Source organism: Streptomyces sp. NPDC051561, assembly GCF_044454195.1.
Lineage (GTDB): Bacteria > Actinomycetota > Actinomycetes > Streptomycetales > Streptomycetaceae > Streptomyces.
Genome location: NZ_JBITDM010000003.1, coordinates 487,963 through 513,176, shown reverse-complemented (window position 1 = coordinate 513,176; position 25,214 = coordinate 487,963). Strand labels below are relative to the sequence as shown.

Sequence of the window (25,214 nt, the reverse complement as noted above, 5' to 3'; positions counted from 1 at the left end):
GTGACCAGTACAGGCAGTAGTGCAGGCGGCCCCGTCATCCGGGAGGTCGCGACCTACGACATCCGCTTCCCCACCTCGCGCGAGCTCGACGGTTCGGACGCGATGAATCCCGACCCGGACTACTCGGCGGCGTACCTCATCCTGCGCACCGACGCCGAGGACGCCATCGAGGGGCACGGTTTCACCTTCACCATCGGGCGCGGCAACGATGTCCAGGTGGCGGCGATCGAGGCGCTGAAGCCGCATCTGATCGGCCGCTCGGTGGCGGAACTGTGCGCCGATCCGGGGACGTTGGGGCGCGCCCTGACCGGGGACAGCCAACTGCGCTGGCTCGGGCCCGAGAAGGGGGTGATGCACATGGCGATCGGGGCGGCGGTCAACGCCGCCTGGGACCTGGCGTCCAAGCGGGCGGGGCTGCCGCTGTGGAAGTTCCTGGCGCAGGCCGAGCCCGAGTGGCTGGTCGACCAGGTCGACTTCCGGTACATCGCCGATGTGCTGACCCCGGCCGACGCGCTGAGTCTGCTGCGTGCCGGACGGGCCGGGTCCGCCGCCCGGGAGGAGCAGCTGCGCGAGCGCGGCTACCCCGGCTACACCACCTCGCCGGGCTGGCTCGGCTACTCCGACGAGAAGCTGACCCGGCTCGCCCAGCAGGCCGTGGCCGACGGGTTCGGGCAGATCAAGCTGAAGGTGGGCGCCGAACTGGCCGACGACGTACGGCGGATGAAGGCGGCACGCGCCGCCGTCGGCCCGGACATCCGGATCGCCATCGACGCCAACCAGCGCTGGAACGTGGGCGAGGCGGTGGAGTGGACGAGGGCGCTGGCCGCCTACGACCCGTACTGGATCGAGGAGCCCACCAGCCCCGACGACATCCTCGGCCACGCCGCGATCCGCGAGGCCCTGGCCCCGGAGCGCATCAAGGTCGCCACCGGCGAACACGTGCAGAACCGGATCGTCTTCAAGCAGCTGCTGCAGGCCGGGGCGATCGACATCCTCCAGATCGACGCCGCCCGGGTGGGCGGGGTCAGTGAGAACCTGGCGATTCTGCTGCTGGCGGCGAAGTTCGGGGTGCCGGTCTGCCCGCACGCGGGGGGTGTGGGGCTGTGCGAGCTGGTGCAGCACCTGTCGATGTTCGACTTCGTGGCGCTGAGCGGAACGACCGAGGACCGGGTCATCGAGTACGTCGACCATCTGCACGACCACTTCGAGACCCCGGTGGTGATGCGGGACGGGCATTACGTCGCCCCCACGACGCCCGGCTTCTCGGCGACCATGCACGCCGGCTCGATCGCCGAGTTCACCTATCCGGACGGCCGGTTCTGGGCCGCCGATCTGGCGCAGACGTCAGAGGTGAAGTCCTCGAAGGAAACGTCCGACGAGAAGTCCACGAGTGCGGCGAGCGCCGCACAGATCGCCGAGGAGGCCGCCGTATGAGCGAGCTTGCAGGACTGAAGGCCCTGGTCACGGGCGGTGCTTCGGGTATCGGCCTGGCCACCGCGGAGCTGCTCGCGCAGCGGGGTGCGCAGGTCGCCGTGCTGGACCTGGATCCCTCGGGGGCGGGTGCGCCGCTGCTCGGCTTCAAGGCCGACGTCTCGGACGACACGTCGGTACGGGCGGCCGTCGCCGCGGCGGTGGACGCACTCGGCGGTCTCGACATCCTCGTCAACAACGCGGGCATCGGCGCGGCCGGCACCGTGGAGGACAACGACGACGAGCAGTGGCACCGGGTGCTCGACGTGAATGTACTGGGAATGGTGCGGGTGAGCCGGGCGGCGTTGCCCGCGCTGCGCGCCTCGGACCACGCCGCGATCGTCAACACGTGCTCCATCGCCGCGACCGCCGGATTGCCGCAGCGCGCGCTCTACAGCGCGAGCAAGGGGGCGGTGCTCTCGCTGACCCTCGCGATGGCCGCCGACCATGTGCGGGAGGGCGTCCGGGTCAACTGCGTCAACCCGGGGACGGCCGACACCCCGTGGGTCGGACGGCTGCTGGACGCGGCGCCGGATCCGGTCGCGGAGCGGGCCGCGCTCCACGCACGTCAGCCGATGGGCCGACTGGTCTCCGCAGGTGAAGTGGCAGCTGCCGTCGCCTACTTGGCGAGTCCGGCCGCCGCCTCCGTCACCGGTGCCTCGCTCGCCGTGGACGGCGGAATGCAGGGGCTGCGGCTGCGTCCGGAGGGGCAGTAGTGGCCGCCGCCCGGCTGGGCGCCTCGGCCGTGCCGGTCACCCCGCTCGGCCTCGGGGCGGCGACACTGGGCAACCTGTTCGCGCCGGTCACCGACGAGGACGCCCGCGCCGCCGTCGACGCCGCCTGGGACGCCGGAGTCCGCTACTTCGACACCTCTCCCCACTACGGGCTCGGCCTCTCGGAGCGACGGCTCGGCGAGGCCCTGCGCGACCGGCCCCGGGACGCGTTCACCCTGTCCACCAAGGTGGGGCGGCTGCTGGAGCCGACGGGCTCGGGCGGCGCGTACACCGGCGGTACGGACGCCGGGTTCGCCGTCCCGGTGACGCACCGCAGGGTGTGGGACTTCAGTGCCGACGGCGTACGGCGCTCCCTGGAGGACAGCCTCCAGCGGCTCGGCCTCGACCGCGTCGACGTGGTCTATCTGCACGACGCCGACGAGTGCGGCGACGGCGGCGAACAGGCTCTGCGCGAGGGCTACCCGGCGCTGGAGCGACTGCGGGCCGAAGGGGTCGTCGGTGCGATCGGGGCCGGTATGAACCAAGTCGCGGGCCTGGAACGGGTGGTGCGGGAGACCGACGCCGACGTGGTGCTCTGTGCCGGACGGCTGAGCCTGCTCGACCAGCAGGCCGCGCTCACCCTCCTCCCGGAGGCCGAGAAGCGCGGACGCAGCGTCGTGGTCGGCGGAGTCTTCAACTCCGGACTGCTCGCCGACCCCCAGCCCGGCGCCACCTTCGACTACCGCGCCGCCTCCGTCGACCTGCTCGGCCGCGCCCTGCGCATCAAGGCGATCGCCGAGGGCCACGGGGTGCCGCTGCGCGCCGCCGCCCTCGCCTTCCCCTTCCGGTACGCGGCCGTGGCCGGTGTACTGGTCGGGATGCGTACGGCGGCGGAGGCGACCGACGCTGCGGCCATGCTCGCCGTCGGCGTACCGGACGAACTCTGGGACGAGCTGCGGGCGGAAGGCCTGCTGGGGGAGGGTCTGTGAGCGTGCTGCCCCGGGTGGTGGACGCCCATCACCACGTGTGGGACCTGTCGGTACGCGACCAGGACTGGATCACCGGTCCTCAACTCGACCCCATCCGGCGGGACTTCCTCGTCGGGGACCTGGAGGCGGAGGCGGCCACGGCCGGGGTGAGCGCCTCGGTGCTGGTACAGACGGTCCCGGTCGCCGAGGAGACCCCGGAGTTCCTGGCGCTCGCCGAGGCGCACGAGCTGATCGCGGGCGTCGTCGGCTGGACCGATCTCACCCACGAGAACGTCGCCGACCGGCTCGCCGCACTCCGGGCCCTGCCGGGCGGCGCACATCTGGCCGGCATCCGGCACCAGGTGCAGGGCGAGAGCGATCCACAGTGGCTGCTGCGGCCGGAGGTGCGCCGCGGGCTGGCGGCGGTCGCGGACGCGGGACTGGTCTACGACCTGGTGATCACCCCGAACCAGCTGCCGGCCGCGGTGCGGGCGGCCGCGGCCCTTCCCCAACTCACTTTTGTGCTCGACCACTTGGGGAAACCACCCATCGTCACCGGCGCCCTGGAGCCCTGGGCGACGGCCGTCCGCGAACTGGCCGCGTGGCCGAACACGGTCTGCAAGCTGTCCGGGATGGTCGTCGAGGCGCACTGGCAGCGGTGGACCGTGGACGATCTGCGGCCGTACGCGCAGACCGTGCTCGACGCCTTCGGGCCCGGGCGGCTGATGTACGGGTCGGACTGGCCGGTGTGCGAGCTGGCCTCCTCGTACGAGGAGGTGCTGGTGGTGGCCAGGGGGCTGATGTCCGCACTGTCACCGGACGAGCAGACGCAGGTCTTCGGGGGAGTGGCGGACCGGGTGTACGGGCTGAAGGCCTGAGGCGGACGTCAGCCGGGCGGCTGTCGCGGGCGAGCGGGGACGGGTGCGGGGTTACGGAAGCGGCAGTGCCACCTTCACGGCGTACACCGCCACCAGCCCGTACCCCACCCGGAACGTCCACGCCCGCACCCGCGCCGAGATCCGCGCCCCCGCGAACCCGCTCGCCGCGACCAGGAGCTGCTGCCACAGCAGGGACGCCGCGAACACCCCGGCCACGAAGAGCGCGCCCGCCCCGCCCTCACCGAGGCTCGCGCCCTGGCCGGTGGTGAGGGCGGCGAAGTAGAGGGCTGTCGTCGGGTTGATCAGGGTCAGCGCGGCGAACCGGGTGAAGGTACGGACCGGGCTGGCGCCGACCGCCTCCGGGGAGGTCCCCTCCGTGTCGGGGGCCGGGCGGAGGGACGCCCACAGCCCCCGTACCGCGATGGCCATCAGCACCGCGCCCGCCACCAGCCGGACCCACGCCTCCACCCCGTCCAGGGCCCCCGCGACCAGCGGTCCCAGGGCGACGGCCACCGCCGCGTAACCCATGTCGACCACCGCCACGGCGGCCGCCGCGGCCACCGCGCCGCGCCGGTCGCGCATGCCCTCCTGGATGAGCAGGACACCCATCGCGCCGACCGGCACCGCCACGCCCAGACCCGCGGCCGCACCGGCCAGCGCGGGCGCCATCAGCTCGCTCATGGCGCTCACTCTCGGGGGTCGAAGGGTGAGCCCGCGACCGGTTTTCCCGTGGAGGCGGCGGGGGAGGGGCGGCGGACTACAGCGGGGCCTGCCAGGTCAGGGTCGTCCCCCGGGCGGTGCCCGCTTCCGGCCCCGGCCCCGGCCCTGTTCCCGCGCCCGGGCCCGTGCCCGCGTCCGGTCCGTCGTCACCCGGCTGCACGCCGTCCTCCGGCTCCCCGTCGTCCGTCACCGTCAGCCGTACGCAGGGGCGCCCGTCCGGCAGGACCGCCGTCGCGTCCACCCGCACCCGTACCAAGGAGACGGCCGCCCTGCGGTGGGCGGCCGCCAGCGCCCCGCGCAGGGCGGCCACCAGCTGCTTGTCCACCGGGGAGCCGACCAGGGTGTCGACGGCCCCCTCGAAGTGCACCGAGGGGGCGAAGCCGAGCAGCGTCCCGGCGCCCGCGGTCTCGCGCAGTACCTTGCCGCGCACGGTGGTCGGTGCGTCGGCGGGCGGCTGCTGAAGGGCGAAGATCGCGGTCCGTACCTCCTGGATCGTCGAGTCCAGCTCGTCGACCGCCCGCCCGAGCAGGCTGTCCATCTCGTGCCCGGCGTCCGAGGCGTCACAAGTGCCGGAACCCGCGGCCGCCACCTTCGCCCGCCGCCGGGTCGACTCCAGCATCATCTCCGTCGCGAACAGCCGCTGCACCACCAGGTCGTGCAGGTCGCGGGCGATCCGGTCGCGGTCCTCGAAGACCGCGAGCCGCTCCCGCGCGTCCCGCCCGTCCGCCAGCACCATCGCGAGCGCCGCCTGCGAGGCGAACTGCGAGGCCAGCAGGCGTTCCGTGCGGGTGTACGGGGCCGCGCCGCGCAGCCGCGGCAGGGCCAGGGTGCCGATCAGCTTGCCGCCGCTCTGCAACGGCAGCAGCATGCTCGGCCCGAACCGGGTCCGCACGGCCGTGGTCATCCGTGCGTCGGTGGCCGAGTCGTCCACGAACACCGGCTTCCCGCCGAGGAGTTGCTCCAGTACGGCGCTGCCGGGAGCGATCGCCGTACCGAGGTAGTCGGCCGCGTCGTCCCCGGGGCCGGTGGCCGCCGCCACGATCTCCATGCCGCCCGCCTCGGTCGGCTGCAGGATGATCCCGGCGTTCGCCCCGGCCAGCGACCTGGCCTTCTCCGCGACCGTGACCAGCGCCTCGGACTCGCTGCCGCCGTGCAGGAGCGAGGTGGTGACGGCGGCGGCACCCTCGATCCAGTGCTCGCGCAGCCGGGCCTGCTCGTACAGCCTGGCGTTGCCGATCGCGATGCCGGCCTGGGCGGCGAGCACCCGCAGCAGCGCCAGATCGTCGCTGGTGAAGGGGGTGCCGTCGCGCTTGTCGGTCAGATAGAGGTTGCCGAAGACCTTGGTGTTCACCCGGACCGGGACCCCGACGAAGGACTCCATGACGGGGTGCCCGGGCGGGAACCCGGCCGCGCGCACATCCGCCGCGATGCTCGGCACGAGCAGCGGGCGCGGCACCTGCACCAGGATGCCGAGCAGCCCGGAGTGCGCGTCCGGCAGCTGCCCGATGAGCTTCTTGGCCGCCTCGCCCATCCCGGCCGTGAACAGCTCGGAGATCCCGGCCCCGTCGGGCCTGATGACGCCCAGTGCCCCGTACCGCGCCCCGGAGAGTTCGATCGCCGAGTCCACGATGTGCTGGAGGGTGCCGCGCAGCTCCAGGTCCGAACCGACGCTGAGCACCGCGTCGAGCAGCAGGGGCAGGCCGGGAGCGGTGCGTCCCTCGTCGTGCATGGGGTCCATGAATCCTTCGGTCGGTGGGTACGAGCCCTAACCGGAGCCGGCCCCTCAGTCGGCCATCGGGTCCAGCGCCATCGGCGAGATCCGCCCCTCCAGCATCGCCCCGAGTCCCAGCACCCCGCACACGTCGGGGCGTTCCGCGATCTGCACCGGCATTCCGGTGGCGTCCCGCAGCATCTGGTCCAGGCCGGGCAGCAGGGCGCTGCCGCCGACCATCATGATTCCGCATTCCGCCAGGTCGGAGACCAGATCGGGCGGGCAGTTGCGCAGGATCTTGCCGATGCCGTCGACGACGGCGGTCAGCGGGGTGTGGATGGCGCGGCGCACCGCGGCGGTGTCGACCAGTACCGAACGGGCGAGACCGGTCGCCACGTCCCGGCCGTGGATCTCGGTGGAGGCCGGGCCGCCCGCCGCGAGCCCCGTCCCGCTGAGGGCGAGCTGGAGCGGACGTACCGACTGCGAGGGAAGCATCAGCTCGTGGGCCTGGCGCAGATGCTGGATGACCGCGTGGTCGATGGCGTTGCCGCCGACCGGAATCCGCTCCGCCGCCACGATCGAGCCGATCGAGAGGACCGCGATCTGGGTGGTCGCCGCCCCGCACACCATGATCATCGTGGCGGACGGCTGCTCGACCGGCAGCCCGCAGCCGACGGCCGCCGCGATCAGCGTGTCCACCAGTTCCACCCGGCGGGCCCCGATGCCCACCAGGGTCTCGACGGTGGCGCGCTGGGCGAGCGGGTCCGCGTCGTGCGGGGTGCTGGCGGCGGCCCGCAGCCTCGGCTTGCGGCGCAGCTGGCGGCGCAGCTTGTCGCCGAGGAGCTGCTGGAGCATCCGCCGGGCCATCTCGATGTCGACGACGGTGCCGCCGGTGACGGGGCGCACCACCCTGATGTAGTCGGGGGTGCGTCCGGTCATCTGCTCCGCGAACGCGCCGACCGCGATGAGCGCCCCGGTGCGGGTGTTGACGGCGACACAGCTCGGCTCGTCGACCACGAGGCCGAGCCCCTTCACGAACACCCGTGTCCTGGAGGCACCCAGATCGACGGCGACATGGCAACGGCGCAACTGCTCAAGGCTGACGGTCATAGTGGCATCGTGCGCCGCGCGCAGAGCGGGCGCGCGCTGGGATGAGCCGCACGGGGCAATGGAGCTGACGCAGTGCCAGAAAGCGGGGCTACGGGGCTTCCCCCTCCGGCCGGGCGGCGGAGAGACCGTCCAGCAGCCCCCAGGTGAACTCTGCCACCCGCCGCTCCCCGCCCGGCAGCGTCACCTCCAGACGCGACCGGTGCGGGGTCCCGCTGTCCCGCATCCGTACCGGTCCGAAGGCCCGCGCCACCTCGTCCACCGTCGCCGACCAGGGCCGCAGGTCGTCAGCGGTTTCGAGCACCGGGCCCGGGGCGCCCGGCGCCCGCACCAGCCACTCGTTCCACACCCGCCCGTCGGGCCCGCGCATCGCCTCGAACCGCAGGTCCGGCCAGAGCGGCACCGGCCACAGCAGTGCCTCGCACTCCAGGTCGCCGATCTGCCGCCGTACGACTGATTCCGGCGGCCCGAGCACCGAGAGGTAGCGCTCCGCCGCGCCCCGCGCCCTCGGTGAGCGCACCATGGCCTGCCAGCGGCGATTGACGTCCCGCATCGCGGTGAGGCTCACCCCCATCGAGATCCGGGCGTCCTGGGCCAGGTCCGGCTGGAAGTCGGCCAGCCGGCGCAGCAGCACCAGCTGGAACTCCCTCGGACCGAGAGGGCCCGGAGATCCCTGGGGCCCCGACGTTCCCGCCATCATCCACCTCACTTACTTGACAATCTCAAACATTGAGGTGCAAGGTTCATTCAGATCGTAAAGTTGTTTGTTGTCGACCCGGAGGCCGCATCCCATGACCACTCTCCCCACCACCGGCCACGCCTGGCACCTCGTCCGCCGTCCGAACGGCTGGCCCGTCCCGGAGGACTTCGCCCTGGTCGAGTTCCCGGTGAGCGCACCGGCAGAGGGCCGGATCCTGGTCCGCAACCTGCACCTCTCCGTCGACCCTTACATGCGCGGCCGGATGAACGACGTGAAGTCGTACGTTCCCGCCTTCGAGCTCGACAAGCCGATGACCGGCGGCGCGGTCGGCGAGGTCATCGCCTCGAACGACGAGCGCTTCTCGGTCGGCGACCACGTCCTGCACGACCAGGGCTGGCGCGACGTCGCCGACGTGAACGCCTCGTACGCCACCAAGGTCAGCGCCGAGCTCGCCCCGCTCTCCACCTACCTCGGCGTCCTCGGCATGCCGGGGCTGACCGCCTACGCCGGTCTCTTCGAGGTGGCGTCCTTCAAGGAGGGCGACGCGGTCTTCGTCTCCGGCGCGGCCGGTGCGGTCGGCAGCCAGGTCGGCCAGATGGCCAAGCTCAAGGGCGCCTCGCGGGTGGTCGGCTCGGCGGGCTCCGCCGACAAGATCAAGCTGCTCACCGAGGAGTACGGCTTCGACGCCGCGTTCAACTACAAGGACGAGGCCCCGGTCGCGAGGCAGCTGCGCGAGGCGGCTCCGGACGGCATCGACGTCTACTTCGACAACGTGGGCGGCGAGCACCTCGAAGCGGCGATCGGGTCCCTCAACGTGCACGGCCGCGCCACCCTCTGCGGCGCCATCTCCGGCTACAACGAGACCGAGCCGACCCCCGGCCCGCGCAACATGATGCTGGTCATCGGCAAGCGGCTGCGCCTGACCGGCATCCTGGTCGGCGACCACGCCGGCCTGAAGAAGCAGTTCGTCGAAGAGGTCTCCGGCTGGATCCGCTCCGGCGAGCTCAAGTACTCCGAGACCGTCGTCGAGGGCCTGGAGAACAACGTCGAGGCGTTCCTCGGCATGCTGCGCGGCGCGAACACCGGAAAGATGATCGTTTCTCTCCCCGCCTGACCGGATAGGCTCGTCCACAGCCGCCGCGATCCGTGGGCGCGAGTCGCGGCGAACCAAGCAGGAGGACCCACCCGTATGACCATTCAGAAGATCGACGTCAAGTACACCGCCGTCGCCACCGCCGAGAACGGCCGTGACGGCCGCGTCTCCACCGACGACGGCCGGCTCGACGTGGTCGTCAACCCGCCGAAGGAAATGGGCGGCAGCGGCGCCGGCACCAACCCGGAGCAGCTCTTCGCCGCCGGCTACAGCGCCTGCTTCCAGGGTGCGCTCGGTGTCGTCGCCCGCAAGGAGAACGTCGACATCTCCGGCTCCACGGTGACCGCCGAGGTCGGCATCGGCCAGAACGAGGCCGGCGGCTTCGGCCTGGAGGTCTCCCTGAAGGCCACCATCCCGAACGTGGACGCGGCCACCGCCCAGTCCCTGGTGGAGAAGGCGCACCAGGTGTGCCCGTACTCCAACGCCACGCGCGGCAACATCAAGGTCGAGGTCTCGGCCGCCTGATGTCCTGGGCGTACGGCGCCTGATGTCCTGAGCGTACGGCGCAGGGGCCGCCCCGGAGTGATCCGGGGCGGCCCCTGCTGCTGTGCGGGCCATCCGCACCTCTACCCGGCCGTGGCGTACAGCGCCCGCGCGATCTGCGCGAACTCGCCCTTGGGGTGTGCGCGGAACAGCGGCTGGGTGCCGAACAGCACCACCTGCGCGCCCCGCGCCGACGTACCGGAGACGATCGCGGCCTGACCGGCCGCGTCCTTCGGGCCACCGCTGCCGTCCTCGTTCGCCCGCCAGTGCCCGGAGACGAGCGGGTTGGCGCCCTTCCCGTACGACTGGTCGGTGCGCACCCTCTCGCCGAGGCCGGTGAACCACATCGGCGAGAAGACGAAGGTGTGCGCGGGCGCCCCGGCGGTCACCGGGCTGGTGCCCGAACTGTCCACCCGGACCACACCGTTGGCGTCCCCGTTGCCCCGCACCGCCGTCGCGGTGATCAGCGCGGTGTCCGTGTTGAGCTTCGCTCCGGCCTCACCGAGCCCGACCAGACCGTGCCCGGACGCCAGGAAGCCGTCCAGGCCCGCCTTCGCCGCCGGGTTCAGCTTTCCGTACGCCAGCGGCGCCGAGACGTACAGGGTGTCGACCGACTTCCAGTCGAAGCCCTTGTTGAGCACGTCCGTCGACACGGGCGTCACCGCGAAGCCCATCTCCCGCAGCGAGAACAGCTCGCCCGGAGTCACCGCCGCAGCCACCCGGGTCGCGGTGAATGGCCGCACGCCCTGGGTACGGGTGCTGTGGAAGGCCACCCCGAGGCGATCCGCCAGCCGGGCCGCCTTCCCACGCGCCGGACCCGGCACCACGGCCGACCCGTCGGCGGCCCGCCGCACCTTCACCCCGTCCGCGAGCAGGGAGTTGAGGGCGGCGACCTCCTTGGGATCGTCGAGCCGCAGCCGCAGATCGCCCCGGGGAGCGACGTAGCCGGTCGGGGAAGCGGCATGCACCGTACGCCTCGGCACATCCAGCCGTCCCTCCCGCACCTTGTCGACGCTCGCACCCCACAGCAGCCCCAGGCTCCACCCGGAGATGTCGTACATCGCGGAGACGTCCTGGCTGATGTCACGCCCCTCGGCCAGGATCACATTGGCGAGGCCCCGCTTGGGCTGACGCATGTCGACGACGTACGACCCCGCCGGGTAGCTCCTGCCGCCGAGCCCGAAGGGGCGCAGCGCTCGCTCCACCCGTACGTCGTTGGCCACCAGATGATCGACCAGCCTGGCCGCCGCCACGTCCGAACGCTGCCGGGAGCCGGAGCCCGCCGGGATGACGTAGGCGCGCGGGAAGTCGGTCGTGTAGACGTCCTCCGGGCCGATGCCGTCAACCCCCGGCACGGTCTCCTCCGAGACCGGGATCTGGGCCGCGCCCGCCGCACCCCGCCGGAAGGTCTCGATCTGGTCGGCGATCAACGAAGTGCGGTGCTGCGCGGTGTAGTTGAGGGAGGCCCTGATGGCCGCACCCGCGATGTCCGTGTTGATCGCGGACCTGCGCCGCAGCTCGGCGACCGGCTGGGTGTCGTACTCCTCGTTGTTGACCTGCAACGGGATCTCGATGGTGTGCGCGGCGACCGCCCCCTGGAACGGCATGTACTGCGGGGTGAAGATGGGCGGCCAGTCGTCCCAGCCCTCCTGCTGGTCCCGGAAGGGGATGACCGCCGGGTCCACGCCGTCCCCGGCGGGTGTGTAGCCGAGCCCGTTGACGGCCTTCTCCATGCCCAGCGCGTTGGCGTAGGAGTTCTTCAGGAAGAGGTCGTACTCGTAGTTCTCGCCGTGCGGCGGGGTGGTCGGCTCGATCAGCGTGCCGTTCACATAGCCGTGCATGTCGAGCATCACGGCGGGCTGCTTGTCGATGGCGATCCGGCGGATCGCGCGCGCCTCGGGCTGGGTGGCGGTGATGAAGTCCCGGTTGATGTCGAAGCCGTTGGCGTTCGGCCGGGTGCCCGCTATCCGGCCGTCGGGGTTGGCGGTGACGTTGATGTAGATGCGGTTCTGGGAGAGGAGTGCGGCGGTCCTGGCGTCGTTCGCCGTCGCCAGCTCCTCGATCAGCTTCAGGGACGCGTCCGTCCCCTCCCACTCGTTGCCGTGGATGTTGTTGTTGATGAAGACGGGGGTCTTGTACGTCTCCTTGATCCGCCGGTCCCCGGCGGCCGGGGCGGGCGCGTTCTCGATCTTCTCCCGCATCCGCTCCTGCTCGCGCGCCTGCCCCGCGCTCTCCGGTGCGGTCACGGTGACCAGATAGAGGTCATGGCCGCCGGCCGACTTCCCCGCGATCTCGACGCTCACCCGCTCGCCCAGGTTCTGGAGCTGGTTCAGCCTGGGGGCGAGCGCGTGGTACGGGGTGAGGCCCAGCTTGAGGGACTTGTCGGCGGGGTTGGGCGCGGGCACGGGGAGGGCGGTACGGCGGGGGTAGCCGGTGTGCCGGCGCGGGGCGAGGGCCTCGGTGCCGGTCCCCGTGCCGGCGGGGGCGAGGGTGCGGGCGGCCGGAATCCCGGCGGCCGGCCCTCTCAACTCCGCTGCGGAGGAGACCCCTTCGCGCGTGGGCGGCGGCTCCTGAGGGGCGGGCCGGGCGTTCGCCTGTGCGGGGGCGAGCAGTACCGCCCCGGTGAGTGCGGCGACACCGGCGAGGAGGGGTCCGCGGGTGCGGGTTCTGGTGGGGCCCATGCGTGTGCCTACCTCCGGTGCTGGGGCGGGGGACTGGTACGCGAAGGTCTATCGCCCCACCACCCGTTGCACAAGGGGGAGTTGGAGCCTGAAGGGTCTGCCGTATCGCAGGGGGCCCAAGGTGTCTTCAGACCTTCGGACCATTCCTTCAGACCTTCGGCCGATCCCCCCAGACCTTCGGCCGATTCCCCCGCTCCGTCGGCGAAAGCTACTTTCCCTCTGGTCTCACCCGAAACCAACTCCCGTCTCACAAAGGCGATTTCACATGTCCAGGCTTCGTCAGGTCCTCCGTCCGCTGGCCGTGCTCGGCGCCACCGCCGCCCTCACTCTGGGTGTGGTGTCCAGCGCGCACGCCGACACCATCAACGTCTCGGTGGTTCCCGTGGGCGGCAAGGCCGAGTTCCACGGCTGCTACGCCAAGCTCCAGCTGGGCATCCGCACCTCGGATCAGCGTCAGTTCGCACGAGGGCAGTTCGTCGGAATGGGCCTCAGCACCAGGAACCAGGACTGCGTCGGTTGGCTCCAGCGCTCCAACGGCAACGGCTGGGTCAAGGTGAGCGGCGACCACTACGCCGCGGACTACACCGCCTGGTACTACGACGACCACGCCTACAAGTCCCGCGTCTGCGTGGGCGACTTCCTCTACTCCAACTCCTACACCTGCGGCCAGGCCTTCTGACCCGGCCGGACCGACCGCTCGGGGAGGCTTTCGCCCCGGGCGGTTCGGCCCGGGCCTCGGTGTGAGCGCGCCGAGGCCCGGCAGCGGGTTCCCGGCCACCCCTTGCGGCCCGGCCAGGTCTTGGCGCCCGGCCGCCCGACCGTCCCCCGCGAGCCCACCCATAGGCTGTGGCCATGAGTGATCTCGGGGCAGGTTTCAAGTACTTGGCGAAGGGCCAGCGATGGATGGCGCAGAACGGGCGCAACTACGGTCTCGGGCTGCTGCCCGGCCTGGTCACCCTCGTTCTCTATGTCGCCGCGCTGATCGGCCTGGTGACGTGGTCGGGTGACTTCGTGGCCTGGGCGACGCCGTTCGCCGACGGGTGGGGCGAGACCTGGCTGACCCTCTTCCGGGGTCTGCTGCGGGTGGTGCTGTTCGCGCTGGCGCTCTTCGTCGCGGTGATCACCTTCACCGCCGTAACCCTCCTGGTGGGGCAGCCCTTCTACGAGGCACTGTCCGAGCGCGTCGACCGCTCCAGGTCGCCGGACGGCACGGCGCCCGAGTCCGGTCTCCCGCTGATGCGCGAGCTGTGGATCTCCGCCAGGGACAGTGTGCGGGTCCTGCTGCGGGTGCTGATGTTCGGCATTCTGCTCTTCGCCTGCGGCTTCATCCCGGTCATCGGCCAGACCGTCGTCCCGGTCCTCGGCTTCTGCGTCTCCGGTTTCTTCCTCGCCGAGGAGCTGACCGCCGTCGCCCTTCAGCGGCGCGGCATCGAGTTCAAGGAACGCCTGGCGCTGCTGCGCGGCCGCCGCTCCCTGATCCTCGGCTTCGGCGTGCCGCTGACGCTCGCCTTCCTGGTGCCGTTCGTGGCGGTCTTCCTGATGCCGGGGGCGGTGGCGGGAGCGACGCTGATGGCTCGGGACCTGCTGGAGGAGCCTTCGGTGGACGACGAGGAGGAGGCGCCCGCCCTGGGTGCCTGAGCGGCGTCACACCCCGGCCTCGTACGTGCACGCGGCGTACGAGGTCGGTTGACTCACCCCGGAAGTCCCTTGATCCGCAACGGCGTTGGGGCGAGTATCGCCCCCATGACCGAACTCCTGGCGGTAGCCCTGATCACCGTCCTCGCCGTCATCAGTCCCGGCGCCGACTTCGCGATGGTGGTCCGTAACAGCTACCTCTACGGCCGCACCACCGGCCTTTTCGGCGCGGCGGGCGTGGCCGCCGGCGTCCTGGTGCACGTCACGTACACGATGCTCGGCGTCGGCCTCCTGATCGCCTCCTCCACCGCCCTCTTCACCGTGATCAAGCTGCTCGGCGCGGCCTATCTGGTGTACATCGGCGTGCGCACCTTCTTCGCCCGCGCCGAACTCGCCGTGGACCTCGAAGGCAAGCGCGAGCTGACCCCGCCGGCCGCGATGCGGGCCGGCTTCCTCACCAATGTCCTCAACCCCAAGACGACCCTCTTCGTCGTCTCCACCTTCACCCAGGTCGTCGGCCCGGACACGGCGGTGTGGCAGCAGGCCGGGTACGGGCTCTTCATGTCGGCGGCGCACTTCGGCTGGTTCGCACTGGTCGCCCTGTTCTTCTCGGACGGCCGGCTGCGCGCCGCGATGCTCCGCCGGCAGAAGGCCCTCAACCGGGGCATCGGCTCGGTCCTGGTCGGCCTCGGCGTCACCCTGGGCCTGGCCCGCTGACCTGCTGCCGCCTCCCGCTGCCACTCAGTGGCCGTGACTGCTTCCCGGCGGTCGCGGGCTACTTCCCGGCGGCCGCGATCCGGATGACCTCCCGCACCTGCGCCACGATGTCCGCCCGGTTCTTCACGTACACCGGGTCGCTGATCTCCGTGGTGTTCGCGTGGTCGAACTCCAGCACCGGGGTGTGCACATGCCCGCCCGGGATCCTCAGCCCGAGCCGGTCCCGGAGCAGGGTCGCCCGGTAGGCGATCTCGTTGGAGAGGTAGTCCCCGCCGCCCCCGGCGCGCGCCTGCGACCCGGGGGTCGGGCCGTCGGGGCGTACCACCGGGTCCTTCCCGCCCGCCGGGACCTCGGTCACCGAGGTGTTGTCGTACACCGGGAAGCGCCCCGTGCCCGCCGCCACGATCTTCGCGTACGGCAGTGAGGTCTTCGTCCACTGCGGCTGCGAAGCGGGGTCCTTGACCGGTACCGGGCCGGTGCGGCCCACATTGAGGTTGTCGCCGAACCCGCCCCGCCAGGCCCCGTTGGTGCGCTCGATGTCGATCCGCCCGGCCCGCCCCTGGCTGACCGTCGTGAAGGCGTCGACGTAGGGCAGTTTGGCGCGCAGCGCACGCTCGACGGTGCCTGCCGCGAAGTCGTCCCAGCGGACCGGGAAGACGGCGGTCTCGACGCGCACCCGGCGGCCGTCGGCGGTGCGGATCTCGGTGCCGTCCAGGGCCAGCGCGGTCGCCCCGGACGGATTCCCGATCCGGATGTCCCGGTCCAGCGTGAAGGGATCGAACCCGGTCATCAGCACCCGCCCGACCCCGCCCGAGTGCCCCCGCCGCTCCGGGATCCGCAGGTCCTCCTGGCCCCGCGAGCCCCGCTCCAGCCGCTCGGCCAGCGCCGCCCTCGCGCCGTCCGTCATCTCGAACTCCGGCTGCCAGCCGCGCAGTTCCCGGGTCATCGCCAACCGGGCCCAGTACAGCGGCCGGTCGTCGGCCCGGTCCAGGTCGCCCCCGGCGGGCCCCCGCCCCTGCACCCGGTCCACGGCCTTGCGCCACACCCGCTCCCCGTGCCGCACCACCACCCGCTCGGCCTCCCGGTACGACCCGGCCTCGCGCAGCGCCTTCGCGAACTCCGGCCCCACGGAGGCGAATCCGCTGCGCCGCAGGATCTCCCGCGGCACCCCCTTGTCGAGCCGCGCCTCCTCGACGGTCGGCGCCGCCGCGCCCCGCACCTGGGCCGGCGCGGGCCCCGCCGTCGTCACCACGCCCGCCCCGACCAGCACCGCTACCGCCAACACACCGAGACGTCGCACAACGCGTCCTTCCCTGGGAAGACCTGAGGCTTCCGGGACGGAAGCGCCCCCAGTATCGAAGAGCGCCGCACGGTGCGAAAGGGGGTCCGGGGTCTCAGCCCTCGGCCCCGCCACCCCGCAGCAGCCCCAGAAAGTTCCTGAACGCCTCCGGCATGTCCACCGAGTCCGGGTCGTGCAGCCACTGGAACTGCAAACCGTCCAGCACCGCCACCAGCAGCGGAGCCGCCTGTTCCGGGGTCAGGCCGCCGGGGAGACGGGGGCCGAACTCGGCGCGCAGGGCCAGCGCCATGCCCGTGCGGACAGCGGCGTAGCGATGGGTGAAGAAGTCCGTGGCGGGGTGTTCGTCGGTGACGCTCTCGCCGAGGAGGGCGGAGAAGGTCTGGACGACTCCGGGGCGCATCGCGTTGTACTCGACCAGCGATTCGAGGAGGTCCAGCCGGTAGGAGGCGGCGCTCAGACCCGCCCCGCCGGTGTCCCACTGGTCGCGTTCCTCCAGCACGGCGACCAGCAGTGCCTCCTTGGTGGGGAAGTAGTGCAGCAGGCCCTGCTGGGTGAGGTTCACGCGCTCGGCGACCGAGGCCAGCGACGCTCCCCGGTAGCCGCGCTCGGCGATCACCTCGAAGGCGGCCCGCAGGATCTCCCCGCGCCGCTCCTCGCTCCTGGCTCTGGCCATCCGCGTCGCACCCCTCACCCGATGAGTCCCGTGATCTTGCTGGTCAGGACGGTACGCCATGTCCAAAAGTCACGAATGGATTACGAAGCCTACCGAATTACAGGTAATGCGAGTAACCATGGGGGCAACACCAGATCTCAACGAGGAGGTACGGCCGTGGCAGGCGAGCCCACCACCCAGCACCATGAGCAGCTTCGCGAGCAGGCCGTCGAGGCGGCACTCGGCAAGCTCGACCTCGACGCGAAGGCCGGGCTGCTGGCCGGCCAGGACATGTGGACGCTGCCCGCGCTCCCCGGGATCGGCCTGAAGTCGCTGGTGATGTCGGACGGCCCGATCGGCGTCCGCGGCGTCCGCTGGACCGCCGACGACCCATCGATCGCACTGCCCTCGCCGACCGCGCTCGCCGCCACCTGGGACCCGGAGCTCGCCCGCCGGGCCGGCCGGCTGCTCGCCCAGGAGGCCCGCCGCAAGAACGTGCACGTCCTGCTCGCCCCCACCGTCAACCTGCACCGCTCGCCGCTCGGCGGCCGCCACTTCGAGTGCTACTCCGAGGACCCCTACCTCACCGGTGAGATCGGCTCCGGCTACGTCAGCGGCGTCCAGGACGGCGGCGTGGGCACCACCGTCAAGCACTTCGTGGGCAACGACGCGGAGACCGACCGCTTCACCGTCGACAGCGTCATCGCCCCGCGCCCGCTGCGCGAGCTCTACCTGGCCCCCTTCGAGGCCATCGTCAAGAACGCCCACCCGTGGGGCATCATGACCGCCTACAACCAGGTCAACGGCACCACCATGACCGAGCACCGCTACCTGGTGAACGAGGTGCTGCGCGGCGAGTGGGGCTTCGACGGCTTCAACGTCTCCGACTGGATGGCCGCCCGCTCCACCAGGGGCGACATCGAGGGCGGCATGGACGTGGCGATGCCCGGACCGCGGACCGTCTACGGCGAGTCCCTCGCCGGGGCCGTCCGCGCCGGTGACGTCGAGGAGTCGCTGGTCGACGACGCGGTGCGCAACGTGCTCCGGCTCGCCGCCCGCGTCGGCATCCTCGAAGGCGCCCCCGCCGTCGTCACCGACCTGCCCGCCGCCCTCGACGGCCAGGCCCTGGCCCGCGAGATCGCCCGCCGCGGCTTCGTCCTGGTCAAGAACGACAACGCCGCCCTGCCGCTGGACGCCTCCGCCCTCCGCAAGGTCGCCCTCAGCGGCGCCGCCGCCCGCGACGCCCGCGTCCTGGGCGGAGGCTCCGCCACCGTCTTCCCCGAGCGTGTCGTCGCCCCGCTCGACGGCCTCCTGCACGCACTGCCCGAGGGCACCGTCTCGTACGCCGTCGGCGCCGACCCGAGCGACGAACTCACCGTCGCCGACAAGGGGTTCGAGCTCCGCGCCATCTGCCGCGACGAGCACGACAACGTGCTCGGCGAGGGCTCGCTGCCCAACGGTCAGGTCCAGTGGATCGGCGACGACCTCCCGGACGGCGTCACCCACGAGGCGCTGCACAGCGTCGAGGTCATCGGCACCTTCACCGCCCGCGAGGCCGGCGAGCACGCCTTCGGCACCCGGGGCATCGGCCACTTCGCGATGACCCTCGCCGGCGAGGTCGTCCACGACGACGTCCAGGGCATGTCCGCCGCCGCCGACCCCTTCGAGGCGTTCTTCGGCGCCCCGACCGAACGCGGCCGCCGCACCCTCGCCGAGGGTGAGACCATCACCGTCTCGCTGCGCCATACCGTCCTGAAGAACACCGGCTCGCCCCTCACGGCGATCATGTTCTCCTTCACCCACCTCGGCCCGCAGCTCGACGAGGACGCGCTGATCGCCCAGGCCGTCGAGGCCGCCCGTGACGCGGACGCAGCCGTCGTCGTGGTCGCCACCACCGACCGCGTCGAGTCCGAGGGCTTCGACCGCAAGGACCTGGAACTCCCGGGCCGCCAGAACGACCTGGTCCGCGCGGTCGCCGCGGTCAACTCCCGCACCGTCGTCATCGTCAACTCCGGCTCGCCGGTCGAGCTGCCCTGGCGCGACGAGGTCTCCGCGGTCCTCTTCAGCTGGTTCCCCGGCCAGGAGGGCGGCGCCGCCCTCGCCGACGTCCTGCTCGGCACCGAGGAACCGGGCGGACGGCTGCCCACCACCTGGCCGGTCGCCTTCGCGGACGCCCCCGTCACCGAGGTCACCCCCACCGACGGCCAACTCCACTACACCGAGGGCGTGTTCATCGGCTACCGCGCCTGGGACAAGTCCCATGTCGCCCCGGCGTACGCCTTCGGCCACGGCCTGGGCTACACCACCTGGGAGTACGAGTCGCTGACCCTGGACGGCACGACGGCCACCGTCCGCATCCGCAACACCGGTGAGCGCACCGGCCGCGAGGTCGTCCAGGTCTACCTGGCCCCGATCGCCGACACGGTGGAGCGCCCGCTGCGCTGGCTGGCCGGATTCGCGAGCGTGCAGGTCGCCGCCGGGGAGAGCACCGAGGTGACCGTCGAGCTCCCGCGCCGCGCCTTCGAGATCTGGGACGAGGCGGCCAACGCCTGGTCCCTCGTCGAGGGCTCGTACGAGGTCGGGGCCGGCCGCTCGATCGCCGACCGCCGCGTGAGCGCCACGCTGGAGGCCCGCGCCTGAGCACCGGGCAAGAGGGGAGGGGCGGGATCCTCGCGGACCCCGCGCCTCCCCGGTGCCGGCCACCACGCCCGCGCCTCCCGGGCGCCGGCTACCGCGCCCGAGTGATTCCCCGGTACGCCATCTCCGCCAGCCGCCCCTGCCCGTCCACGCTCGGGTGGAACCAGTCCCACTGGCTCAACTGCACCCCGGTGAAGGCGTACCGGAAGACCGCCCCGCCGTCGTACCGGCACCACTTGTCCTTCGCGCACACCTCCCGCAGCGCCTCGTTGTACGCCACCACCCGCTCGCGCACCGTGTCCCTGCGGGTCATCGCCCGCTGGTCCATCGCGTCCGCGTCGCCCAGCATCGACGGGCACACGCCCAGCTTCCACACCTGCTTGCCGAGCGGATTGCCCCGCCCCTGCGACCACAGCCGCTTGAGGTCCGGCACGCTCGCCACATACACCTGGGTCTTCGGCAGGTCGTCCCGCAGCGTGCGCAGGGCCTTCTCGAAGGAGGCGCGGAAGTCGGCGACCGGAGTCATCCGGTCCACGCTGTCGCGGCAGGCGTCGTTCGCCCCGGTCATCACCGTGACCAGCGCCGGCTTGTGCTCGACGGCCCGGGACATCTGCCGGGGCAGGTCCGCGATGCGGGAGCCCGACACCGCCAGGTTCCAACTGCGCTCCGTGGCCCCCGCGGGCCCCAGCAGCCGCCGGGCCAGACTGTTCACGGCCGCGTCCGTACCGGTCGCCCAGGACGCCTCCGGACAGTCGGCCAGTACCGAACAGGCGTCGAACCCGCGTGTTATCGAATCGCCGACGGCAACGAGCGAGGACGGCGAACGGTCCCACGTGGGGGTTGGTTTCGGCGTGGGGCTCGCGCCCGGCCGCTGCCCGGCCCCCGCCCCCGTACCGGAAGGACTGCCCTCGGCCCCACCGCCCGAGCATCCGGCGACCGCGAGCAGGGCGGCGGCCGCCAGTGAAGTGGTCACGGCCCGCCGTGCGCCCCTCCTGCTGTCCCGCATCCTTGTGCTTCCCTCCGCGCGCCGGGGTGCTTCCTGGCCGTCAAAAGCCTCCGGAAATGGGCCGGAAGCCCGGGAAACCCCGGAGACCCCGGTATTTCCCTGCCCCCGGACCGACAGTACGTCACACTCCGGCGCACGCCGCACGGTAGCTTTTCCCCACGACGTCACCGCAGCGCCCCGGTGGCCACACCACTGGGTCCGCCGTCCCTCCCGTACCGGTAAATTACCTGACGTCACATACTGTCCCTTTTCGGGAGATTCTCTCCCGATGCTGTTTACTGTTGACAACCTCGGGAGCCGGCCGGGCGATTCACCGCGATTCGCATGGTCAGGGAGCGCGAGGCCGCTGGTGAAGGCGAACCTCGACCCACACAGCAGGAGGTCCCGGTGACGACACGTGGAGTTCTCTACGTCCACTCCGCACCGCGCGCGATGTGCCCCCACGTGGAGTGGGCGGTGGGTTCCGTGCTGGGCGTGCGAGTCTCTCTCGACTGGATCAGACAGCCGGCCGCGCCCGGTACCTGGAGAAGCGAGTTCTCCTGGCAGGCCAAGGCGGGCACGGCGTCCAAGCTCGCCTCCGCCCTGCGCGGCTGGGACATGCTCCGCTTCGAGGTGACCGCCGAGCCCTGTCCCACCGCCGAGGGCGAGCGCTACAGCTCCACCCCGGCGCTCGGCATCTTCCACGCGGTCACCGGCATGCACGGCGACATCCTCATCCCCGAGGACCGGCTGCGCGCGGCACTCGCCCGCTCGGTGCGCGGCGAGAGCCACCTGGAGTCCGAGATCTCCCGCCTGCTCGGCAAGCCGTGGGACGACGAACTGGAGCCCTTCCGGTACGCCGGTGAGGGCGCCCCGGTCCGCTGGCTGCACCAGGTCGTCTGAGGGCCCGCGTCCGGGGTCCGGTCAGGTACGCCGAAGGCCCGCCCCGGAATGTGGGGGCGGGCCTTCGGCGTACGTGCGGCAGGACCGGACGGCCGGGAGGATCAGGCCGTGCGGAAGGCCAGCACCACGTTGTGGCCACCGAAGCCGAACGAGTTGTTGATCGCGGCGATGGTGCCCTCGGCCGGCAGGGCGCGCGGCTTGTCGCGGACGATGTCCGCCTCCGCCGCCTCCGGGTCGAGGTCGTCGACGTTGATGGTCGGCGGGGCCGTCCGGTGGTGCAGGGCCAGCACGGTGGCGACCGTCTCGATGCCGCCGGCACCGCCCAGCAGGTGGCCGGTCATCGACTTGGTGGCGGATACCGCCACGTGGTCGAGGTCGTCGCCCAGGACCTTGCGGAGCGCCTTGATCTCCGCGACGTCACCCTGCGGGGTGGACGTGGCGTGCGCGTTGAGGTGCACGATCTCGGACGGGGCGAGACCCGTGGCGTCCAGCAGCTGCTGGAGAGCGGCGGCGATGCCGCGGCCGGTCGGCTCGGGCTGCGCGATGTGGTGCGCGTCCGAGGACAGGCCCTGGCCGATGGCCTCGCAGTAGACCTTGGCGCCGCGGGCTGCCGCGTGCTCGGCCGACTCCAGGACGACGATGCCGGCGCCCTCACCGAGGACGAAGCCGTCGCGGGCGGTGTCGTAGGGGCGCGAGGCACGCTCGGGCTCGTCGTTGTTCTTCGACATCGCCATCATGTTGGCGAACGCGGCGATCGGCAGCGGGTGGATCGTCGCTTCCGTACCGCCGGCGATGACGACGTCGGCGCGGCCGGAGCGGATCATCTCGATCGCGTAGCCGACCGCCTCGGCGCCGGACGCGCAGGCGCTGACCATGGAGTGCACGCCCGCGCGGGCGCCCATCTCCAGGCCGACGTTGGCGGACGGGCCGTTGGGCATGAGCATGGGGACGGTGTGCGGGGAGACGCGGCGTACGCCCTTCTCCTTGAGCACGTCGTACTGGTCGAGCAGGGTGGTGATGCCGCCGATGCCGGAGGCGATCACGGTGCCGAGGCGCTCGGGCGCGATCACCGCGGTTCCGTCAGGGGCGGTGTCCTCACCCGCCTTGGCGGTGAAACCCGCGTCGGCCCAGGCCTCGCGGGCCGCGATGACCGCGAACTGCGCGGAGCGGTCCAGCTTGCGGGCCAGCGGGCGCGGCAGCACCTCGGACGGGTCCACGGCCGCCTGGGCCGCGATCCGTACCGGCAGCTCGGCGAAGCGCTCGCCCTCCAGGGGGCGTACGCCGGACCGGCCGGCCAGCAGACCTTCCCAGGTCGATGCGGCGTCGCCACCCAGCGGTGTTGTTGCGCCGATACCGGTGACGACCACGGTGCGATTGGTCGGGCTCACAGGAATTCTTTCTCCACGTGTAGAGGGGGAAGTTTTTTCACGGCGCCACCGCCGGGTGGCGACACAGAGCGATCGGGCCCGATCAGGCGGCCTGGTGCTCCAGGATGTACTTCGCGGCGTCGCCGACCGTCTTGAGGTTCTTGACGTCCTCGTCGGGGATCTTCACGTCGAAGCGCTCTTCGGCGGCGACGACGACCTCGACCATGGACAGCGAGTCGACGTCCAGGTCGTCGGTGAAGGACTTGTCCAGCTGGACGTCCTCGGTGGGGATGCCGGCGATCTCGTTGACGATCTCGGCGAGACCTTCGACGATCTGCTCCTGAGTGGCGGCCATGGTGGCGCTCCTTCGGTGTGTGTGAATCAGAGGGTTTGGAGGGTGGGCATTGTCCGGATGAATCCGAAGTAAGTGCCCTAGGGGAGGGTAACGACCGTCGCGGCGTACACGAGACCCGCCCCGAAGCCGATGACGAGGGCGGTGTCCCCGCTCTTCGCCTGCCCGGTCGCCAGGAGCCGCTCCATCGCGAGCGGGATCGAGGCGGCCGAGGTGTTGCCGGTGGTTTCGATGTCACGGGCGACCGTGACGTGCTCCGGCAGCTTGAGGGTCTTCACCATCGAGTCGATGATCCGCATGTTGGCCTGGTGCGGAATGAAGACGTCCAGGTCGTCCGCGGAGATCCCGGCCGCGTCCAGCGCCTGCTGGGCGACCTTCGCCATCTCGAAGACGGCCCAGCGGAACACCGCCTGGCCCTCCTGCGTGATGGCCGGGAACTTGACCTCGCCGCGGCTGTCCAGCGGCAGCTGCGAGACGTCCCCGATGCGGAACCGGTCCCAGGCCACCGTCTGCTTGATGGTCTCGGACTTGTCGCCCTCGGAACCCCACACGGTCGGACCGATGTGCGGTTCCTGGGAGGGGCCCACCACGACCGCGCCCGCGCCGTCACCGAACAGGAAGGCCGTCGCGCGGTCCTCCAGGTCGGTCAGGTCGCTGAGCCGCTCCACGCCGATGACCAGCACGTATTCCGCGCTGCCTTCAACGATCATGCCCTTCGCCAGGGTCAGTCCGTAGCCGAAGCCGGCGCATCCGGCGGAGATGTCGAAGGCGGCGGGCCTGGTCGCGCCGATCTTGTGCGCGATCTCGGTCGCCACGGCGGGGGTCTGCTTGAAGTGCGACACGGTGGAGACGATGACCCCACCGATCTGCTCCGGGCTGATCCCGGCGTCGGCGATGGCCTTGCCGGACGCCTCGATCGACATCATCGCCACGGTCTCCTCGTCGGAGGCCCAGTGGCGGGTGGAGATGCCGGAGCGCGAGCGGATCCACTCGTCGGACGACTCGATCCTTTCGAGGATCACCTCGTTGGGCACGACCCGGGTGGGGCGGTAGCCGCCGACACCGAGGATGCGCGCGTACGGGGCGCCCTTGCTGGGCCTGATCTTCGACATGGGTGCTCGCTCCTTACGCGGCCGCGTGCTCGGCGAGGAGCGCGCGGGCCGCATCGAGGTCGTCGGGGGTCTTGAGCGCGAGGGTCTTGACCCCCGGCAGCGCGCGCTTGGCGAGGCCCACCAGGGTGCCGCCCGGGCAGACCTCGATCAGCGCGGTCGCACCGAGCTCCTTGAAGGTCTCCATGCAGCGGTCCCAGCGGACCGGGTTGGAGACCTGGCTGACCAGTCGCGAGACGATCTCGGAGCCTGCGGCAACGGTTGTGCCGTCGGCGTTGGAGACATAGGTCAGCGTCGGGTCCGAGACCACCAGGTCCTGGGCGGCCTTGCCGAGTTCGGTGACCGCGGGAGCCATGTGCTCGGTGTGGAACGCACCGGCGACCTTCAGGGCGACGACGCGGCGCACACCCTCCGGCTTGTCGGCCTCCAGGGCCGCGAGCTGCTCGGCCGTGCCGGCGGCGACGATCTGGCCGGCGCCGTTCACGTTCGCCGGGGTGAGACCGAGCTTCTCCAGATGCGGAATCGTCACCTCGGGGTCGCCGCCGAGCAGGGCGGACATGCCCGTCTCGGTGACGGCGGCGGCCTCGGCCATGCCGAGTCCACGCGTACGTACGAAACGCAGCGCGGCCTCCTCGGTCAGCACACCGGCGAACGCGGCGGCGGTGATCTCACCGACGCTGTGTCCGGCGACCGCACCGGCCGAGGAGAAGTCACCGAGGGCGGACGCCGAGAGGAGACCGGCGGCGACCAGCAGGGGCTGGGCGACGGCGGTGTCACGGATGGCGTCCGCGTCGGCGTTCGTGCCGTAGTGGACGAGGTCGAGCCCGATGGCGTCGGACCAGGCCGCGAGGCGGTCACCCGCGCCGGGGAGGTCGAGCCAGGGAGTCAGGAAGCCGGGCGTCTGAGCGCCTTGGCCGGGAGCGACGAGTACGAGCACCCTCACACTCTCTCTTGTGGGCGGCGTCTTCTGCCC

At 71.7% G+C, this 25,214-nt stretch carries 23 protein-coding genes; 11 read left to right on the top strand and 12 right to left on the bottom strand.

The features are described 5' to 3' along the window. The 4 genes from ACIA73_RS10475 to ACIA73_RS10460 are packed head-to-tail and all read left to right on the top strand — an operon-like array spanning position 1 to position 4,029. Complete coding sequence (locus ACIA73_RS10475) at positions 1-1,434, top strand: L-fuconate dehydratase (RefSeq protein ID WP_399437946.1); 1,434 nt, start codon at positions 1-3, stop codon at positions 1,432-1,434. Further along, positions 1,431-2,186 (top strand): SDR family NAD(P)-dependent oxidoreductase, encoded by a 756-nt coding sequence (locus ACIA73_RS10470; RefSeq protein ID WP_399437945.1) that lies wholly within the window; start codon positions 1,431-1,433, stop codon positions 2,184-2,186. The genes ACIA73_RS10475 and ACIA73_RS10470 overlap by 4 nt, the downstream gene beginning before the upstream one ends. Next, positions 2,186-3,172, top strand: coding sequence for an aldo/keto reductase (locus tag ACIA73_RS10465; RefSeq protein WP_399437944.1), 987 nt, complete (start codon positions 2,186-2,188; stop codon positions 3,170-3,172). Before ACIA73_RS10470 ends, ACIA73_RS10465 begins: the two co-directional genes overlap by 1 nt. Continuing rightward, a complete protein-coding gene (locus tag ACIA73_RS10460; protein WP_399437943.1) occupies positions 3,169-4,029 on the top strand; it encodes an amidohydrolase family protein in 861 nt (286 codons plus the stop codon). The genes ACIA73_RS10465 and ACIA73_RS10460 overlap by 4 nt, the downstream gene beginning before the upstream one ends. A 51-nt stretch (positions 4,030-4,080) precedes the next feature. On the opposite strand, the gene ACIA73_RS10455 is transcribed toward ACIA73_RS10460, so the two are convergent. The 4 genes from ACIA73_RS10455 to ACIA73_RS10440 all read right to left on the bottom strand — a co-directional run bounded on the left by ACIA73_RS10455 (position 4,081) and on the right by ACIA73_RS10440 (position 8,267). Next, positions 4,081-4,710: a LysE family transporter gene (locus ACIA73_RS10455; protein ID WP_399437942.1), complete on the bottom strand. Its 630-nt coding sequence runs from the start codon at positions 4,708-4,710 to the stop codon at positions 4,081-4,083. Positions 4,711-4,786: 76 nt separating this feature from the next. After that, positions 4,787-6,478, bottom strand: coding sequence for a GAF domain-containing protein (locus tag ACIA73_RS10450; RefSeq protein WP_399438055.1), 1,692 nt, complete (start codon positions 6,476-6,478; stop codon positions 4,787-4,789). 54 nt (positions 6,479-6,532) lie between these two features. Further along, positions 6,533-7,570 carry a rod shape-determining protein gene (locus ACIA73_RS10445; RefSeq protein WP_399437941.1) on the bottom strand — a complete coding sequence of 346 codons (1,038 nt, stop codon included), beginning with the start codon at positions 7,568-7,570 and terminating at the stop codon, positions 6,533-6,535. An 88-nt stretch (positions 7,571-7,658) separates the two neighbouring features. Continuing rightward, entirely contained in the window at positions 7,659-8,267 is a 609-nt protein-coding gene (locus ACIA73_RS10440) for a hypothetical protein (RefSeq protein ID WP_399438054.1), read from the bottom strand. 91 nt (positions 8,268-8,358) lie between these two features. Here ACIA73_RS10440 and ACIA73_RS10435 point away from each other — a divergent pair, with 91 nt between their 5' ends. Continuing rightward, on the top strand, positions 8,359-9,381 hold the full coding sequence (locus ACIA73_RS10435) for an NADP-dependent oxidoreductase (RefSeq protein ID WP_399437940.1): 1,023 nt from the start codon (positions 8,359-8,361) through the stop codon (positions 9,379-9,381). Between the two features lie 75 nt (positions 9,382-9,456). Beyond that, entirely contained in the window at positions 9,457-9,885 is a 429-nt protein-coding gene (locus tag ACIA73_RS10430) for an organic hydroperoxide resistance protein (RefSeq protein ID WP_399437939.1), read from the top strand. 101 nt (positions 9,886-9,986) lie between these two features. On the opposite strand, the gene ACIA73_RS10425 is transcribed toward ACIA73_RS10430, so the two are convergent. Beyond that, positions 9,987-12,584, bottom strand: a complete 2,598-nt coding sequence (locus ACIA73_RS10425) for a M14 family zinc carboxypeptidase (RefSeq protein ID WP_399437937.1) — start codon at positions 12,582-12,584, stop codon at positions 9,987-9,989. Positions 12,585-12,849: 265 nt separating this feature from the next. On the opposite strand from ACIA73_RS10425, the gene ACIA73_RS10420 reads away from it, so the two are divergent. The 3 genes from ACIA73_RS10420 (at position 12,850) to ACIA73_RS10410 (ending at position 14,936) form a co-directional block, all read left to right on the top strand. Continuing rightward, the gene (locus ACIA73_RS10420) at positions 12,850-13,263 is read left to right on the top strand and encodes a hypothetical protein (RefSeq protein ID WP_399437936.1); all 414 of its coding nucleotides are present in this window, start codon (positions 12,850-12,852) and stop codon (positions 13,261-13,263) included. A gap of 173 nt (positions 13,264-13,436) precedes the next feature. Further along, entirely contained in the window at positions 13,437-14,222 is a 786-nt protein-coding gene (locus ACIA73_RS10415; protein WP_399437935.1) for an EI24 domain-containing protein, read from the top strand. A gap of 105 nt (positions 14,223-14,327) precedes the next feature. Then, positions 14,328-14,936, top strand: a complete 609-nt coding sequence (locus ACIA73_RS10410) for a LysE family transporter (protein WP_399437933.1) — start codon at positions 14,328-14,330, stop codon at positions 14,934-14,936. Positions 14,937-14,994: 58 nt separating this feature from the next. Here ACIA73_RS10410 and ACIA73_RS10405 read toward each other — a convergent pair whose 3' ends face one another. Together ACIA73_RS10405 and ACIA73_RS10400 are read right to left on the bottom strand one after the other, a co-directional pair. After that, the gene (locus ACIA73_RS10405) at positions 14,995-16,236 is read right to left on the bottom strand and encodes a pyroglutamyl peptidase (protein ID WP_399437932.1); all 1,242 of its coding nucleotides are present in this window, start codon (positions 16,234-16,236) and stop codon (positions 14,995-14,997) included. A gap of 94 nt (positions 16,237-16,330) precedes the next feature. Then, positions 16,331-16,909: a TetR/AcrR family transcriptional regulator gene (locus ACIA73_RS10400; RefSeq protein WP_399437931.1), complete on the bottom strand. Its 579-nt coding sequence runs from the start codon at positions 16,907-16,909 to the stop codon at positions 16,331-16,333. A gap of 156 nt (positions 16,910-17,065) precedes the next feature. Here ACIA73_RS10400 and ACIA73_RS10395 point away from each other — a divergent pair, with 156 nt between their 5' ends. After that, positions 17,066-19,528 (top strand): beta-glucosidase, encoded by a 2,463-nt coding sequence (locus tag ACIA73_RS10395; protein WP_399437930.1) that lies wholly within the window; start codon positions 17,066-17,068, stop codon positions 19,526-19,528. Between the two features lie 88 nt (positions 19,529-19,616). Here ACIA73_RS10395 and ACIA73_RS10390 read toward each other — a convergent pair whose 3' ends face one another. Further along, positions 19,617-20,531, bottom strand: a complete 915-nt coding sequence (locus tag ACIA73_RS10390) for an SGNH/GDSL hydrolase family protein (protein ID WP_399437929.1) — start codon at positions 20,529-20,531, stop codon at positions 19,617-19,619. A gap of 387 nt (positions 20,532-20,918) precedes the next feature. Here ACIA73_RS10390 and ACIA73_RS10385 point away from each other — a divergent pair, with 387 nt between their 5' ends. Beyond that, the gene (locus ACIA73_RS10385; RefSeq protein WP_399437928.1) at positions 20,919-21,413 is read left to right on the top strand and encodes a DUF3145 domain-containing protein; all 495 of its coding nucleotides are present in this window, start codon (positions 20,919-20,921) and stop codon (positions 21,411-21,413) included. A 101-nt stretch (positions 21,414-21,514) separates the two neighbouring features. Here ACIA73_RS10385 and ACIA73_RS10380 read toward each other — a convergent pair whose 3' ends face one another. The 4 genes from ACIA73_RS10380 to ACIA73_RS10365 all read right to left on the bottom strand — a co-directional run bounded on the left by ACIA73_RS10380 (position 21,515) and on the right by ACIA73_RS10365 (position 25,178). Next, positions 21,515-22,801, bottom strand: coding sequence for a beta-ketoacyl-[acyl-carrier-protein] synthase family protein (locus tag ACIA73_RS10380; protein WP_399437927.1), 1,287 nt, complete (start codon positions 22,799-22,801; stop codon positions 21,515-21,517). A gap of 82 nt (positions 22,802-22,883) precedes the next feature. After that, the gene (locus ACIA73_RS10375) at positions 22,884-23,135 is read right to left on the bottom strand and encodes an acyl carrier protein (RefSeq protein WP_399437926.1); all 252 of its coding nucleotides are present in this window, start codon (positions 23,133-23,135) and stop codon (positions 22,884-22,886) included. A gap of 77 nt (positions 23,136-23,212) precedes the next feature. After that, positions 23,213-24,244, bottom strand: coding sequence for a ketoacyl-ACP synthase III (locus ACIA73_RS10370; protein WP_399437925.1), 1,032 nt, complete (start codon positions 24,242-24,244; stop codon positions 23,213-23,215). 13 nt (positions 24,245-24,257) lie between these two features. Further along, positions 24,258-25,178 carry an ACP S-malonyltransferase gene (locus tag ACIA73_RS10365; protein WP_399437924.1) on the bottom strand — a complete coding sequence of 307 codons (921 nt, stop codon included), beginning with the start codon at positions 25,176-25,178 and terminating at the stop codon, positions 24,258-24,260. Positions 25,179-25,214 lie beyond the last annotated feature (36 nt).

Bases quoted from the DNA above. Each gene is read 5' to 3' on its own strand.
- ACIA73_RS10420 (WP_399437936.1), top strand. From the start codon at position 12,850: ATGTCCAGGCTTCGTCAGGTCCTCCGTCCGCTGGCCGTGCTCGGCGCC.
- ACIA73_RS10470 (WP_399437945.1), top strand. From the start codon at position 1,431: ATGAGCGAGCTTGCAGGACTGAAGGCCCTGGTCACGGGCGGTGCTTCG.
- ACIA73_RS10455 (WP_399437942.1), bottom strand. From the start codon at position 4,710: ATGAGCGAGCTGATGGCGCCCGCGCTGGCCGGTGCGGCCGCGGGTCTG.
- ACIA73_RS10370 (WP_399437925.1), bottom strand. From the start codon at position 24,244: ATGTCGAAGATCAGGCCCAGCAAGGGCGCCCCGTACGCGCGCATCCTC.
- ACIA73_RS10425 (WP_399437937.1), bottom strand. From the start codon at position 12,584: ATGGGCCCCACCAGAACCCGCACCCGCGGACCCCTCCTCGCCGGTGTC.
- ACIA73_RS10450 (WP_399438055.1), bottom strand. From the start codon at position 6,478: ATGCACGACGAGGGACGCACCGCTCCCGGCCTGCCCCTGCTGCTCGAC.
- ACIA73_RS10445 (WP_399437941.1), bottom strand. From the start codon at position 7,570: ATGACCGTCAGCCTTGAGCAGTTGCGCCGTTGCCATGTCGCCGTCGAT.
- ACIA73_RS10440 (WP_399438054.1), bottom strand. From the start codon at position 8,267: ATGATGGCGGGAACGTCGGGGCCCCAGGGATCTCCGGGCCCTCTCGGT.
- ACIA73_RS10390 (WP_399437929.1), bottom strand. From the start codon at position 20,531: ATGCGGGACAGCAGGAGGGGCGCACGGCGGGCCGTGACCACTTCACTG.
- ACIA73_RS10430 (WP_399437939.1), top strand. From the start codon at position 9,457: ATGACCATTCAGAAGATCGACGTCAAGTACACCGCCGTCGCCACCGCC.
- ACIA73_RS10375 (WP_399437926.1), bottom strand. From the start codon at position 23,135: ATGGCCGCCACTCAGGAGCAGATCGTCGAAGGTCTCGCCGAGATCGTC.
- ACIA73_RS10410 (WP_399437933.1), top strand. From the start codon at position 14,328: ATGACCGAACTCCTGGCGGTAGCCCTGATCACCGTCCTCGCCGTCATC.
- ACIA73_RS10435 (WP_399437940.1), top strand. From the start codon at position 8,359: ATGACCACTCTCCCCACCACCGGCCACGCCTGGCACCTCGTCCGCCGT.
- ACIA73_RS10400 (WP_399437931.1), bottom strand. From the start codon at position 16,909: ATGGCCAGAGCCAGGAGCGAGGAGCGGCGCGGGGAGATCCTGCGGGCC.
- ACIA73_RS10415 (WP_399437935.1), top strand. From the start codon at position 13,437: ATGAGTGATCTCGGGGCAGGTTTCAAGTACTTGGCGAAGGGCCAGCGA.